The sequence below is a fragment of the Emticicia fluvialis genome, assembly GCF_024793945.1.
GTDB lineage: Bacteria > Bacteroidota > Bacteroidia > Cytophagales > Spirosomataceae > Emticicia > Emticicia fluvialis.
Genome location: NZ_JANUSD010000015.1, coordinates 64,462 through 78,461, shown reverse-complemented (window position 1 = coordinate 78,461; position 14,000 = coordinate 64,462). Strand labels below are relative to the sequence as shown.

Sequence of the window (14,000 nt, the reverse complement as noted above, 5' to 3'; positions counted from 1 at the left end):
ATCCACCATGTCCCAACTAAAAGAATTTGCAAAAAAAATCTACTATCGCATTAATGGTCCACGCGATTTCGACACTGAAACACTTCCCTGGATTGACAGAGAAAATGCAGATATCAGTGAATTCTTAAAAACTCATCAGCAAAGAGCTGATTTACCCTATAATCTGGAAGAAAAACTGAATTTCTGGAAAGAAAACGGGTACGTAGTTTTAGAGCAGGTTATACCTCACGAACTCATTGATTTGTATTGGTCTGATGTAATGGAGCTCATTAACAACCCATCAAAGTTTAAAACCTACGTTCAGATTGACCGTGATGAATTTAAACCCAAATTAATGCGACACGCCTATGAATGGACAACCGGGCAGATTTTAGGCAAAATGGTTAAAATTAATGATTTCCATAACCAGAGCTTAGCTGCTAAAAAACTATTTTTATATAAAGATATTATTAGTTTCCTTGAAGCCATTTTTAACAGTCCGGTGGTAGGCATGCAAAGCCTTAGCTTTCTGTATGGAAGTCAGCAACCTACCCACGCAGATTATCCCTGGGTTACAGCAAAGATACCCAGCAATTTAGCTGCTGCCTGGATCCCTGTGGAAGATGTACATATCAACTCGGGGCCTTTATATTATTTTGCAGGGTCGCATAAAAAAGTAAAGAAGTTCAACTTCGGAAACGGCATTTTTTATAGCGGACAATATTCTACCAAAACACCACTTGATTATGCCAGATACCTTGACGACCAGTGTAAAGAACTAAACCTGGAAAAGCAGACTTTACTTATTAAAAAAGGTGACGTGTTAATCTGGCATTCTGCGTTAGTTCATGGCGGCTCTATTATCAACGACCCTAATCAAACCCGAAAGTCATTCGTTTGCCATTATTCGTCTGCACAAGCCCTTCCGTATCATAGAGAAGCGCCGGGAGTTGAACCAAAGAAGTTTAAACTCAATAACGGAACAGTTTATGAGGATCCGAGAATACCTGAACAAGAAAATCTACTGAAAGAAAGAGGAGAATCTTTTAAAGGCTGACTCTGTTGGTTGCCTAAGAAGTTTAATACAATAATTTTTTCTATCACTCCCATTCTTCTTCAATAGCAGAATGGGAGTTTAGCTATAGTTTCATTACCGAACTGTAACTTTACTGCCTGTGTGGAGTTCTTTTTCATGATATCGCTCAAAAATGTAATCTTCTTTATCATAAAACTGGTCTGAAAGCACAAGTAATACGGCGTTGTCTGAAAAATCGTACATTTCATGCCAATCTCTTGGGTCCAGAAGCAAACATTTATCAGGGGTATCTAAATCAAAAATCTGTTGTTCTTCTCCGTCATCAACAAACACTTTACAACTACCGCTTACACAGGTTAATGCATTATTAGTCAGTTTATGTCTGTGTCCTCCCCTAATCTGATTCTTTGCGTCGTAAATGTAAAAGATTCTTCTTATGCCTTCGGGAAGTATTTTTTCAAACACAGTCAGACTTCCTTTTTCTGAAGAATACGTTTGTAAATGAAATAATTTGGCCATGAGGCTATACTTCTAAATTAATAGTAATTCAAAAAATTGTGAGCATTATCGTAAAATAAAGATTTTTTTTTAACAATAAAAAGCTGTTTGGCTCAATTAATGTTAAAATAATATATTTTTAATAACACCCACACGGAAACCTCATAGATAAAACCTTCTCCGGATTCACCAATTTCCGCCATTCGTCTGGTTTAGGTATAAAAACAGCTCTGCCGGCTCCGGGTAATACTGTTGCTGCAATAGGCACACCTAATGTCTTAACAATTCTGTTGTAAGTTTGTTCAGAAATCAAATCAATGCACAGGTTTATTCCGCAAAAATCGTTATACTGAAGGTACTTCACCAAATATGCGAGTTGTTCTTCTGTCAGGTCTTCCAGCCGTTCGCGCTTAACTTCAGGATTAAACGGCTGAAGCGTTTGCATGGCAGATACATTTATTTTTGTAAAACTTTTGATGGTTTGTGGTTGTATGTAACTGTAATAAGCCCCCATTACTTTTTTATGGTGGAATCGCCTCAAAGCATAAATGTTGCAGGTTTTTTCATAAAGCGGACAAAGGTTTTCTTTCATACCAGAACCATCGCCGCCTACAATACAAAAAGGAAAATCAAGTACGGCCTCCCCTTTTTGTTTTTCAATAATCCCCATGTAATTGAAAAAATTGCTATCAACCTCATAAGGCAATTTATTATAAAGGCTTCTGTAAACAACCACCAATTCGGTAAGTCCGGTAATACACATAACACCAATCAGCCAATTGCGATATTTTACCTGATAAAAGTTAACAGTTAAAAAGAAACAAGAGAATATTACTGGTAAAATAGAGGTAAATCTGGATGGTACCCGGTTATAAGTACCCCAGGGGAAAATCTTTACTGTTGGCACCCGGTTCGGGTGATAAAACGTATAAAGCAACAGAAGAATTAGCAGTGGCAAAAAAGCCAGCCAGTATTTTTTGCGGTTTAGCCACAAGCCCGTTATACCTGTAATCAGGCAAAACCAGCCGGGGCTACCAGAGCCAAGCCCCTCTGGTTTATCCTTTAAAATATCCGTTAGCGGATAAAACGTTACATCAAAAAAAGGAAAATACGGAAACAGCATTCTAAGCGGATGGCTCCACATGGCCACCGTCTTTTCAGTATTCCGATAATATACCAGATTAGACTCCTGATAAATCTGCCAAACAAGCGGCAGGTATAAATACAACAATAGCAGAGGCGGAACCGCAAGACCTAAAAACAACCATTTATTTTGCTGCAATTCTCTGGCCCAATCAGAAAAATAGCCCAAAACCTGGTTATCGTTATTTAGATACCTGTAAATGAGCACAATGGCGGCCACAAAAAAACTGAGCATAAAACTGCTAAGGGCGTAGCCACAGATATATCCCAGATTCATACCCAAAGTAGCAATCAACACAAATGCTTTCAGGAAAACCCATTTCAATGAAATTTTCTCTTTCAAAACAATTCTCTTGATTAAAACAAAATCAGCAAATATGCTCAGGATGGTCCAGTGTATGGTACTATGATTAAAATGGTATGGGTATTTATGCAAAGCATAAAAATTGAAGAATGTTACCACAAAGCCAGCAAAAAAGGCTTTTCTTGGCCCAAAATCTTTCTTTAACAGCAAATAAGAACCCAGAAATGATATTATCAGACTTAATACATAATAGTAATTAAGCCAGGCACCATGCCCAAGCCATTTATAAAACAATGCATACCAATAATTGCTTTCAAGCGACCAGTCTGAAAAAACCTGAGTAACACCAAAAGGATAGAGTGTCTGGTTTTGCCTTAAATTTAACTGCGGAAATATATCAAATCTGAGGTTTTCTGAAAGATAATAGCCTACAAACTCCCATTCGTCAATATCACCGCCTCCGGTTACAGGCTGGCTGAAATTTCTTACAAACACAATACCATATATTACCGGCAGCAACAGGGCTGCAAAAATAAAAAGCAGGTTTTGTTTATTTTTTTTAAAATTCATTACTCATGGCAGATAGTTAAGTAACTACACACCACAAAAGTAAGAATTTAGATATGGCTTTGCTGTTGATAATTGAAAAATTAGTAAACAATTAAAGCAAAGGAATGGGTCTAACAGTGCGTTCTTCCAGAGATATGAAAGTTTCAGTTCGTTGTATACCTTGTACTTTCTGCACTTTGTCGTGCAGCACCTCTCTCAAATGTGGGGTATCTCTACAAACAATTTTGGCAAAAATACTATACATACCTGTTGTATAATTAATGCTTACTACCTCAGGTATTTTTTCCAGTTGGTCAGCCACCTCGTCATACAAAGAGCTTTTATCAAGATAGATACCAATAAATGCGCTGATGTCCCAACCGAGTTTAATGGGGTCAACAATCAGCTGTGAACCTTTTACAATGCCCATTTGTTCCATTTTTGCCATCCTAACGTGTACGGTTCCACCCGAAACAAAGATTTTTTCTCCAATGGCAGTGTAAGGCATTTTGGCATCCTGCATTAATAATGACAATATCTTCAGGTCTGTTTTGTCAATTTCGAAATTTTTGTCCATTAGATTAGTGGGTTTTTGAGAATTTGTCAATAAAATTAATTCAATTTTAACAATTATCTAAATTTTAAATAATATTTATATAAAATTTGCAACAGTCAGATTTTTTGCCGTATCTTTGTAGTGTCAAAAGGGAACAAATAGTGAACTCTGACATGATAATGTAAGGTGATGAAATTGGCAGCCATGCCCTCCTGTCTCGGGGGTGGTGATAATAGGACAAACGCAGCATAAAGCCGGACAATTTTAGTCGACTGGGATTGACCACCAAAATTTGTACTGTGGCTAACTACACCGTGGGCGGTTCGAGTCCCCCTCTTACAGCGTGAAGTATGAAAGATTTATGGATAAATTTCTTTCATACTTTTTTTTTAAGTATGTTTGCTTAGCAAAAACATTATTTGGTTTTTAGTTTGTTGATGAAGTGTAATTGCGACACGCAGTTCCGAATTGAGGATTGCGTGTTTTTTATTTAACGCGTTTTAGGGCCTCCAGGAACCGTTTTTTCGGGTCTTCCGGCTTAATCAACCTATTAAAAAATGTTTACCGAACCCCTTATGCCGAACTGAAACCATCAATGAAACCTGACACCCCGATATTTACTAACGACGCCATTGTGCTGGGCATTCTGCTGGGTACACTTGCACTCATATTCTATTCAACTAAAGTAAAAACCTTCAGTAAATTCTATAAAGTTGTACCTCCTATTCTTCTTTGCTTTTTTATACCCGGCCTGTTGAGTTCGTTTAACGTGATTTCAGCGGCTGAGTCTCAGCTTGATGAAACCGCCTCAAGATTCCTGCTTCCGTGCTGCCTGGTGTTTTTTACATTGGGTATCGATTTCCAGTCCATTAAAAAACTCGGCGGTAAAGCTCTTTTTGTTTTTCTGATTGGCGCGCTGGGCGTAATGGCTGGCGGGCCGCTGGGCTTAATGGTGGGCAAAGCATTAGACCCCGGCTTTTTAAACAGAAATGGTGAAGAAGTATGGCGCGGACTGGCCACTATTGCCGGTAGCTGGACAGGCGGCAACGCTAATCAACTGGCGCTAAAAGAGATATTTCAGCCTGCGCCCAATGTTTTTTCTCAAACCAGTGTAATAGATGTACTGTTTTCTGAGTTATGGCTGGGTCTGCTTCTTTACTTTGTTGGAAAAGCCACCATACTCGACAAAAAAATGAAAGCAGATGCCACAGTAATTGACGAAATAAGAATAAAAGTTGAAACTGACGGAATAAAACAAAAGAACCCCGATTTTCAGGATTTGACCATCCTTATGGCCGTAGGCTTTGGCATAACCGCTTTTTCGCATTTACTTGCCGATAACATCGCTCCGTTTATTGAAACTCACTATCCTGCTTTAAAAGCGTACAGTCTGGCCTCAAAATCATTCTGGATAGTTACCATTGCTTCTTCTACCGGTTTGGTGTTATCAACCACCAGAGCCCGCCAGCTGGAGGCCCTGGGAGCCACCAAATTCGGCACCTTATTTCTGTATATACTCATTACAACTATCGGAATGCAATTGCATATTTTTGATGCTTTCAGCAATCCAACCCTGCTCATTGTCGGTCTGGTCTGGATACTCACCCATGCAGTGTTTACTTTAGTGGCGGCCAGGCTGGTAAGGGCGCCATTCTTTTTTACGGCTGTTGGGTCGCAGGCTAATGTGGGTGGTGTGGCGTCGGCCTCTGTGGTGGCGGCGGCTTTTCACCCGTCGCTGGCTCCTATTGGTGTTTTACTGGCTATTCTGGGCAATGCCATCGGCACCTATTGCGGTTATATAACCGGCCTGATAATGCAATGGATTGCCAATTAATAAAACAAACAATAAAACCCGGGTAAATGTAGGTATGCTACATTTATCCGGGTTTTATTTTGCTGATACCCATACTATTCTAAAAACGATGCAGCTGCTTTATCTATCCAAACCTGGCCATTGGTATGTTTTTTAAAGACCGTGGCCGGCAGATTAATGTTGGGTTCCTGAGCGACTATTTCTCTCAGTATATCCGCCTTTCTCTCTCCGGTAGCTATCAGAATGGCTGTCTTTGCTTCCAAAAGGTGCTTTAAGCCAATAGTAATACCCTGCGACAAGTCGGTACTTTGCTGAAAGTATTTCTGCCCGGTGCTGATAGTAATATCCGCCAGTTTTGATACGTGGCTGTATAAATCAAAGCTGGTTCCAGGCTCGTTTAATCCAATATGCCCGTTCAGCCCTACTCCAACCAGTATAACATCTACTCCGCCTTTATCAAATATCAGCTGGTCTACCCTTTTGCATTCGCTCTGAAGGTCTTCTGTCATCGAATCAAAAAAAGTATATTGCGCTGTATTAATTCCTAAAGGTTTCAGTAGATTCTCTTCTACAATATACCTGCAACTGCCCTCGCTTGTGGCAGGTATGCCAACCCATTCGTCGAGGCCTATAAAGGTGGCTTGTGCAAAGTCTTCCGGTTGAGCCAGCTCAACAATTTTTTTATAGCTCTGCACGGGGGTGTCACCCGATGTGAGTATAAATGTGGCTGTGGGTTTTTCTTTTACTGTATTAATGATAAATTTCGCTGTATGCGTGGCTAATTCCTGAGAATCGTTGAATACTTCAATTTGCATAGAGAAAAGGTTTAATATTTTGGTTGAATGAATCTTAAGACAAGATACAAATGTATTTAAATTTGGCAGAATCAGCGTAAACCACCTGTATGAATTAATACAACGGTACTATCTGGCCTGATTTCGGTTTTTAACAATTCATAAAACGCATAAAACATTTTGCCCGAGTAAACGTGTTCTATAGCAAAACCATGTTTCTGCTGAAACCATTCTATAAAACTTCTCAATTCGGGTGTATTTTTAGCATAACCTCCTTGATGAAAATCATGAAAAAACCTGAAGTTCTTTTTATTCTGATGTGCTTTGTTTTCAATCAGATTCAGTATCTCGGTTTCAAGATACTCGGCGTTTTTAAGTACACATACTCCCATTATTCTGGTTTGGTCTGTAACATTAATTAAACCGGCCATTGTTCCGCCAGACCCTATCGGGCAAAAAATATAATCGGGCGCATAGCCCAGCTGGCTTGTTATTTCCTGATACATTTCTGCTACCCCTGCCATTGCCAGTGCATTGCTGCCGCCTTCCGGCACTATGTATTCATCGTCTTTTCTATAAATACTCAGCAGATTTTCTTTTTCACGGTAGGCTTCTCTTGAAACAAACAGCAATTGCATACCGCATTTATGTGCATATTGTAAGGTAATGCTTGAGTTTTCGTTCAGTTCGTCGCCTCTTATTATTCCTCTGGTTTCAAAACCCAGATACTTGCCAGCCGCAGCCATTGCATATAAATGATTAGAATGCGCCCCGCCAAAGGTTATCAGCTTGCTATAACCCTTACTTTTTGCCTCCAACAAATTATACTTTAGCTTGCGCCATTTGTTGCCCGAAATCTGCGCATGTATTAAATCATCTCTTTTTACATAAACTTTCAGCGCTTTTTCATCAAAGGCGGTGTCGGTCAAAGGCGCTAATGGAGAGGGCAGATTTAGTATTTTTTCAAAATCAAACATATCTTTGCACAAAAAACAGAATTAGCTCCAAAATTAATCAGAATGTCTGAAATACAAGATAATATAGATAACGACGACGAGGAAGAACTTTATGAACACCAGCGGATTGTGGTAGATAAAGGCCAGGCTTTGATGCGCCTTGATAAATACCTGCCGCATTTTTCAAAGAATATTTCGCGCAACCGCATCCAGAATGCCATTGATGCCGATACCATTAAGGTAAACGGTCAATCGGCCAAGGCCAGCTATAAGGTTAAACCGTTTGATGTTATCACCTATTCTTTGCCCAAGCCTCCACGCAATACCGAACTGATACCTGAGGATATCCCACTCAATATTGTTTATGAAGACGACGACATCCTGATTATCAACAAACCTGCAGGTATGGTGGTGCACCCTGCCTTTGGCAACTGGACAGGCACGCTGGTAAACGGTTTAATTTATTACCTGCAAAACCTGCCTACCCATCGCAACGGCGAAATCCGCCCCGGTCTGGTGCATCGCATTGATAAAGATACCTCCGGCTTACTGGTTATAGCCAAGAACGATTATGCCATGACCTACCTGGCCAATCAGTTTTTTGAGCATTCAATTGAAAGAACATACTATGCTTTGGTTTGGGGTGTACCGAAAGAAGAAACCGGTACAATTCATAATTATATTGGCCGCAGCCTTAGAAACCGCAAAGTATCTGATGTGTATCCGGATGGCGATTACGGCAAAGAAGCCATTACGCATTACAAAATTCTGAAAGACTTGCGTTATGTGTCGCTGGTGCAATGTAACCTTGAAACCGGCCGTACACACCAGATACGCATACACATGAAACACCTGGGGCATCCTTTGTTTAATGATGCCGAGTATGGTGGCGATAAAATTCTGAGGGGCCAGGTATTTAATAAATACAAGCAATTTGTAGAAAACTGCTTTGAATTAATGCCACGGCAGGCGCTCCATGCCAAAACACTGGGTTTTATACATCCTCGCACCAAGCAATGGATGCAGTTTGATACCGAACTACCACAGGATTTTAAGAATGTGCTTGCCAAATGGGAGAATTACGTTACTGAATAGAAGCGCCTACTGCTAACCATTAAACAACCTATTAATGAAAATAAAGATTAGAAAAATAAGAAAAGAGGATGTACCACAGGTTTTTGATCTGGTATATGAACTAGCCGTTTATGAAAAAGCGCCGGAACAGGTTACCAACACGGTTGAAATGATGCTGAAAGATGGCTTCGGAAAAAACAAAATATTTGGTTGCTTTGTGGCCGAGGTTGATGGTAAAATACAAGGAATATCTATATATTATTTCCGTTACTCTACATGGAAAGGCAAACGGCTGTATCTGGAAGACATAGTGGTTACCGAGGCTATGCGTGGTAACGGGCTGGGCAAACAATTGTTTGACAAAACAATTGAAGAGGCCCACAAAACCAATTGTACGGGTATGATGTGGCAGGTGCTGGACTGGAACGAGCCGGCCATTAACTTTTACAGAAAGAATTTTCCGACCAGATTTGATGGTGAGTGGATTAACTGCCATATTGATTTCTGACATCTAACTTATACTTCTGGCTGCTGTGTACTTGCTGTTTTCCGGCAGCCTTCTTTTCTTCATCATTGCCTGGTTTGCTTAATTTTCAGGCATTTTATACACATGCCTCCGCCTCAGTACAGGCTTTACGCTTAAGTTCTAAAAAATCTCACTTACAAAATAGCTGTGGGCTTCGCCGTCTGGCCATTGCAAAAGTTGCCGATTTTCCTCGTCCGGCTGCTCATCGTGTGGAATTCCAACCCCAAACCAGCTTCAAAAAACCGGTTTTTTTGTAGGTATAGCTTTTTTGATTGAAGAAGCATTAAATCTGCAACCATGAAAATACCAGACAAAAACAATCAAAACGAACCAATCGGCAAAGACGTTGAAGAACAGGTACACGAAGAGAAAAATCTCAATCTAAAGAAAATGTTACTGTGGGTTGTAGGGCTAGTGCTGTTTTTTTTAATAATAGCCTGGATTGGCGGGTTTATTACAGTTGGGGGTCCTGATAAAGGTGGAAGATTCGGTTCACTTAGTCCACAGGATTCATCTGCAGTAGTAAAAAGCGACACCGTTAAGGCTGAATAATTTTTTTTTATCATTAAAACACAAAGACTATGAAAACTGAAAGAGAAGAGTTAAAAGATAAAGTAAAAGATACCACTGAAAATCTGAAAGATAAAGCTGCAAACGCTTATGAGGATACAAAGGAGAAATTGGAAGACACCAGCGAAAACGCTAAGGAAAAGTGGTCTGAAACCAAAGAAAACGTAAAAGACAAGTGGTCGGAAACCAAACAGGAGGCCTCTGAAGCCTGGGAAAAAACAAAAGAAAAAGCTGATGATTTAGGCGATAAAGTGTCTGACAAAGCCAAAGAAGCTAAAGATAAAGTTAAAAGCTGGCTTAGTTAATCATATTAATCGTGGATTCTATAGTGGTTGTGAAAGTCAAACAGGGGTATAGTTTTTGTTATACCCCTTGTTTTAATTTTTCAGCTATGTTTTATAAAAATTCGTAATTGCACAATTAACAGTCATTTATAAATTCTATTAAAGATTTATAATAGCTACTTAAATTCACACAATACATAAAATCGCTTACTGAATTCGCACTAAAAAATTAAATCCAAATCTGCACAATTATACTTTAAATGGGTAATTAAGCCCAAAAAAGCGGGGTCTTCTTAAGAAAACCCCGCTTTTTTTATTTTCAACCATCAGTCATTAAAAGGCTCATTTGTATATAATTACTAAGTTATTATTGTAATGACGGGCACTGATAAAATACCATTTTTATCTTATCGCGTAAACTTGAAGATTTCGTATCCTTCATGCTTTTTACCTAACATTTTGTCTTTAATCATCTCTGCTGCTATCTGGCTGAACACAATACCGTTGCCACCAAAACCAAGCGCATAGTAAGTATTTGGTTGCCCGGCAATAGTACCAATATACGGAAGCCCGTCTTTGGTTTCGGCAAAGGTGCCAGACCAGCAAAAGTCAGTTCTGAAATCAATATCCGGAAACTTTTTCATAAAGGCCTCTTTCAAAAGCTTGCCTTTTTTTGTTGTCATCCTGTCTCTTTTTTCCGGATTATAAAAAGGTTCATCTTTTCCGCCTACCAATATCCGGCCGTCATCTGTAGTTCTGATATACAAATACGGGCGGGCCGTTTCCCAGATTAGACAGTTCTCATGCCATAGGGTTGGGTTTTCAATTGGCTCGCTCACAATGGCAAAAGAAGAGTTAAAATCCACTACTTTTTTGGGTACATAAGCCTGCGACTCATACCCACAGGCAATTATCAGTGTTTTAGCCTTTACGGTTTCACCGTAGTTGGTTTTCAGTTCTACTCCTGCCTTGCTTTGGTTTATTTCTACAACCTCTGTGTTATCAAAAACCCCGAGCCCGTTTTTAATTGATTGATTGAGTAGCTCATGTGTAAAACTGTACGCGTCTATTTGCGCACCGGCTGCCGACATCAGGCCGGCTGGCGCCTCAAATGGGAAAAGTGCCTTTATATCGTCTCGCTCAAGTATATCCAGTTCAATGCCTATCTCTTTTCTTAACGCATACTCAGACCTGATTTCCTCTGCATCTTTTTCTTTTGAAGCATAGTAAAAACTTTTTTTATAACTAAAACCTACGTCTGCTTTAAAAGACTTCGTAATTGCATGAATTTTATCAATGGCTTCAATACACATCAGGTAGCTTTGCTCTGCTTTCTTTTTTCCAACAAGCCGGCTCAGCTCGCCCAAAGGCGTATCAATTTCGTATTGCAACAAACAGGTGCTGGCGCAGGTACTACCCATACCAATTTTTCGTTTGTCGAGCATGATTGAAGAAATGCCTGCTTTGGTGAGATGATAGGCAATTAAAGCGCCGGTAATACCTCCGCCCAAAATGGCCACGTCAATAGTACACGATTGTTTTAAGGAAGGATATGAGCGTACGATGCCGTTCTTTATCAGCCAGAACGGCGATTCAGTTCTAAGATCCATGCAGTTATTCAGTAATTGTGTGGTTGTGTAATTTGTGCTTATCAATAGATAAAAGCCAGATCAAATGCCTCTTGTGTTGATTCAAACGATTTTCTCAGATTTGAAACATGTACATCAAGAACGCTTTTTACTTCAGGCCATGATAACAGTTGAAGTACGCTAAGAGCCGAAGCATAGGCTTTTTCTGCAAATTTATCACCCAACTGGCATGAAACCGCCACTGTACGCGGGTTTGTAGACGATGCAGCCATTGTGTAATAAAACTGCGATTGATGCAGTTTGTCTTCTTCCAGCTTACGTAGGTTACTTTCAGGCTCGTTTACAATTTCAAGTGAGCGGTCAATAAACTCACTAAGAGATTTGCTCTCGTTTATTTTGACCTCGAAGTACTTTTTTGAACTTCCGTTCTTAGTCATATCCACAGCTTTCTGATACCCCTTGGCTCTCACAGTATTAATTTCCCGGAGTTGTTTCAGGCTTCTCAATGCTTCTTCATTTAGCTTGTTCATGGGAATAAATGTTTTTTATCTTTGGCTTTAACCTTCTGTGAAATTGGGAATAAATTCTAATCCGAAGAAAGAAAAAAGTCATACCACAGTATGATTTTAAGCATAATCATAAAACCGGAGAATTAAATTACCCGACATACTGTTGATTTCTCTCCTCACCGATTGCTTCTGTGACTTAAAACCGCATTTAATAGCGCTGGAACGCGTTTTTTAATTCAAATACCGCTGAACCAAACGACTTTAATACGATGAATAATATGGAGACAAAAACCCGTGAGGACATCCGTGAGATGGTGAAAGATATTAAGTTTGCCATGCTATGTACGAATGATGATAATGGGCATATCAGAAGCAGACCCATGGGAACGCAAGGTATGGATGAAGAGGGAAATATCTGGTTTCTGACCGCAAAAGACTCGGGTAAAATTGATGAAATAAAGTCAAATGCCCATGTGTGTGTCTGTTATTCATCGCCTTCTGATAATACTTATGTGTGTATCATGGGTGAAGCTGAGCAGGTAGACGACCAAAAGAAAATTGATGAGTTCTGGACACCCTTTGCCAAAGCATGGTTTCCGGAAGGAAAGGATGACCCGAATCTGACCCTTATAAGGGTAATGGCTCATGAAGCCGAGTATTGGGATAGCGCCTCAAACAAAATAATTGTGGGCATTAAAATGTTAAGCAGTATCGTAACCGGAAAAGAATATACTGATGAAAGTGCTTATGGCACAGTGAAGTTTTAAGTAAGAATGCAAAAGTCCCGGTAGAGTTTTTCCTGCCGGGACTATATTTTGTCATTATTTCAATTTATCTCTTCTTTCTTTCAATTCTCTCCAGGTGGTCATAATTATGCCATTATCCTGTATGTACTTCTTAAGCGCAGGATCAAGCATGGCCAGTAAATCTCCTCTGCGGTTATTGCCGGAGTCTGAAATGTGTTCAAAAACCTCGGTTGTGGCCGTACAATGCATAATAACCATCGTTACACCCGGTTGAAGGTCTTTAAACGACTCAATGTATTTCTGGGTTTTGTATTTCTGCAATACTTCGTCGCTTACTTTCTGATTCTTGTACTGATTCCACTCATAACTAACGTTGTGTAAATCGTCAAGCACGGGTAGCCCGGCATCCCATAATTTTTTACCTATTGCCTGTGCCTGCTCAAGTTGAAGGCCCAGGTTTCCGATTTCTTTTCTTATCATGTAATCGTGCCCTCCCGGAAACATCACCGGTATTTTTTGTTCCATACCTATTTTCAGGTAACGCTCCAGAAAATCAGGTCTGGCAAAGAGTGTACCCATGTGCGAGTCCATGTGTGTGGGTTCAAAACCCATTGTCCGGGCTCTGTCCAGCTGGCTTCTGATTTCCTTTTCAATATCATCGGCCGATGCATGCGTAGCTGTACTTTGTACATTGCGCCACATTGCGCCTTCTTCATCTACCAGATTGGGTACGGCAGCTTTACCGGCCAATGGTGCCCAGCGGTAGTCTTTCCATTCTGAGGTGAGTGTCAGGTGTAACCCGGCATCTGTTTTAGGATGTTGCTTCATATAATGTACAAAGCCTGGTACCCAGGGGCAAGGCATCATTACACTCAGCGAATTGGCCACTCCTTCTTCCATAGCTTTGATAGCGCCGATGTTTGAATCGTACGACATCCCTACGTCATCAACATGCATAATAATTACTTTGGCTCCTTTGGGGTAACCCAGTCTTTCTGCGTAGGTAGGATTCTGAGCATTTACCTGCAAAGCTATTGAAAGCCCTGCAATAATAGAGAAAACGGTTTTCATTCA

Annotated in this window: 15 protein-coding genes; 7 read left to right on the top strand and 8 right to left on the bottom strand. The window is 40.1% G+C overall.

Annotated elements, in window-relative coordinates; genetic code table 11:
• The first annotated feature begins 7 nt into the window (after nucleotides 1–7).
• Nucleotides 8–1,036 (top strand): phytanoyl-CoA dioxygenase family protein, encoded by a 1,029-nt coding sequence (locus NZ848_RS16990; protein ID WP_259016509.1) that lies wholly within the window; start codon nucleotides 8–10, stop codon nucleotides 1,034–1,036.
• 93 nt (nucleotides 1,037–1,129) lie between these two features.
• Here the strand turns inward: NZ848_RS16990 and NZ848_RS16985 are convergent, their stop codons facing one another.
• The 3 genes from NZ848_RS16985 to NZ848_RS16975 all read right to left on the bottom strand — a co-directional run bounded on the left by NZ848_RS16985 (nucleotide 1,130) and on the right by NZ848_RS16975 (nucleotide 4,086).
• Nucleotides 1,130–1,534 (bottom strand): sugar 3,4-ketoisomerase, encoded by a 405-nt coding sequence (locus tag NZ848_RS16985; protein ID WP_259016508.1) that lies wholly within the window; start codon nucleotides 1,532–1,534, stop codon nucleotides 1,130–1,132.
• Nucleotides 1,535–1,652: 118 nt separating this feature from the next.
• Nucleotides 1,653–3,530, bottom strand: coding sequence for a hypothetical protein (locus NZ848_RS16980; protein ID WP_259016507.1), 1,878 nt, complete (start codon nucleotides 3,528–3,530; stop codon nucleotides 1,653–1,655).
• A 91-nt stretch (nucleotides 3,531–3,621) separates the two neighbouring features.
• Nucleotides 3,622–4,086: an Lrp/AsnC ligand binding domain-containing protein gene (locus tag NZ848_RS16975; protein WP_253535234.1), complete on the bottom strand. Its 465-nt coding sequence runs from the start codon at nucleotides 4,084–4,086 to the stop codon at nucleotides 3,622–3,624.
• Between the two features lie 574 nt (nucleotides 4,087–4,660).
• On the opposite strand from NZ848_RS16975, the gene NZ848_RS16970 reads away from it, so the two are divergent.
• Entirely contained in the window at nucleotides 4,661–5,899 is a 1,239-nt protein-coding gene (locus tag NZ848_RS16970; protein ID WP_259016506.1) for a DUF819 family protein, read from the top strand.
• A gap of 74 nt (nucleotides 5,900–5,973) precedes the next feature.
• Here the strand turns inward: NZ848_RS16970 and NZ848_RS16965 are convergent, their stop codons facing one another.
• On the bottom strand, nucleotides 5,974–6,693 hold the full coding sequence (locus tag NZ848_RS16965) for a 6-phosphogluconolactonase (RefSeq protein WP_253535232.1): 720 nt from the start codon (nucleotides 6,691–6,693) through the stop codon (nucleotides 5,974–5,976).
• Nucleotides 6,694–6,764: 71 nt separating this feature from the next.
• Nucleotides 6,765–7,649: a 1-aminocyclopropane-1-carboxylate deaminase/D-cysteine desulfhydrase gene (locus tag NZ848_RS16960; RefSeq protein ID WP_259016505.1), complete on the bottom strand. Its 885-nt coding sequence runs from the start codon at nucleotides 7,647–7,649 to the stop codon at nucleotides 6,765–6,767.
• Between the two features lie 42 nt (nucleotides 7,650–7,691).
• Between NZ848_RS16960 and NZ848_RS16955 the strand changes: the two genes are divergently transcribed.
• The 4 genes from NZ848_RS16955 to NZ848_RS16940 all read left to right on the top strand — a co-directional run bounded on the left by NZ848_RS16955 (nucleotide 7,692) and on the right by NZ848_RS16940 (nucleotide 10,103).
• Nucleotides 7,692–8,723 carry an RluA family pseudouridine synthase gene (locus NZ848_RS16955; RefSeq protein WP_259016504.1) on the top strand — a complete coding sequence of 344 codons (1,032 nt, stop codon included), beginning with the start codon at nucleotides 7,692–7,694 and terminating at the stop codon, nucleotides 8,721–8,723.
• A gap of 34 nt (nucleotides 8,724–8,757) precedes the next feature.
• Entirely contained in the window at nucleotides 8,758–9,210 is a 453-nt protein-coding gene (locus tag NZ848_RS16950) for a GNAT family N-acetyltransferase (RefSeq protein WP_259016503.1), read from the top strand.
• A gap of 315 nt (nucleotides 9,211–9,525) precedes the next feature.
• On the top strand, nucleotides 9,526–9,780 hold the full coding sequence (locus NZ848_RS16945; protein WP_259016502.1) for a hypothetical protein: 255 nt from the start codon (nucleotides 9,526–9,528) through the stop codon (nucleotides 9,778–9,780).
• 29 nt (nucleotides 9,781–9,809) lie between these two features.
• On the top strand, nucleotides 9,810–10,103 hold the full coding sequence (locus tag NZ848_RS16940; RefSeq protein WP_259016501.1) for a YtxH domain-containing protein: 294 nt from the start codon (nucleotides 9,810–9,812) through the stop codon (nucleotides 10,101–10,103).
• A 386-nt stretch (nucleotides 10,104–10,489) separates the two neighbouring features.
• On the opposite strand, the gene NZ848_RS16935 is transcribed toward NZ848_RS16940, so the two are convergent.
• A complete protein-coding gene (locus tag NZ848_RS16935; RefSeq protein ID WP_259016500.1) occupies nucleotides 10,490–11,692 on the bottom strand; it encodes an NAD(P)/FAD-dependent oxidoreductase in 1,203 nt (400 codons plus the stop codon).
• A gap of 41 nt (nucleotides 11,693–11,733) precedes the next feature.
• On the bottom strand, nucleotides 11,734–12,201 hold the full coding sequence (locus tag NZ848_RS16930; protein ID WP_253535207.1) for a hypothetical protein: 468 nt from the start codon (nucleotides 12,199–12,201) through the stop codon (nucleotides 11,734–11,736).
• Between the two features lie 257 nt (nucleotides 12,202–12,458).
• Between NZ848_RS16930 and NZ848_RS16925 the strand changes: the two genes are divergently transcribed.
• Nucleotides 12,459–12,947: a pyridoxamine 5'-phosphate oxidase family protein gene (locus NZ848_RS16925; RefSeq protein ID WP_259016499.1), complete on the top strand. Its 489-nt coding sequence runs from the start codon at nucleotides 12,459–12,461 to the stop codon at nucleotides 12,945–12,947.
• A 54-nt stretch (nucleotides 12,948–13,001) separates the two neighbouring features.
• Here NZ848_RS16925 and NZ848_RS16920 read toward each other — a convergent pair whose 3' ends face one another.
• Nucleotides 13,002–13,997, bottom strand: coding sequence for a polysaccharide deacetylase family protein (locus NZ848_RS16920; RefSeq protein ID WP_259016498.1), 996 nt, complete (start codon nucleotides 13,995–13,997; stop codon nucleotides 13,002–13,004).
• Nucleotides 13,998–14,000: the final 3 nt, after the last annotated feature.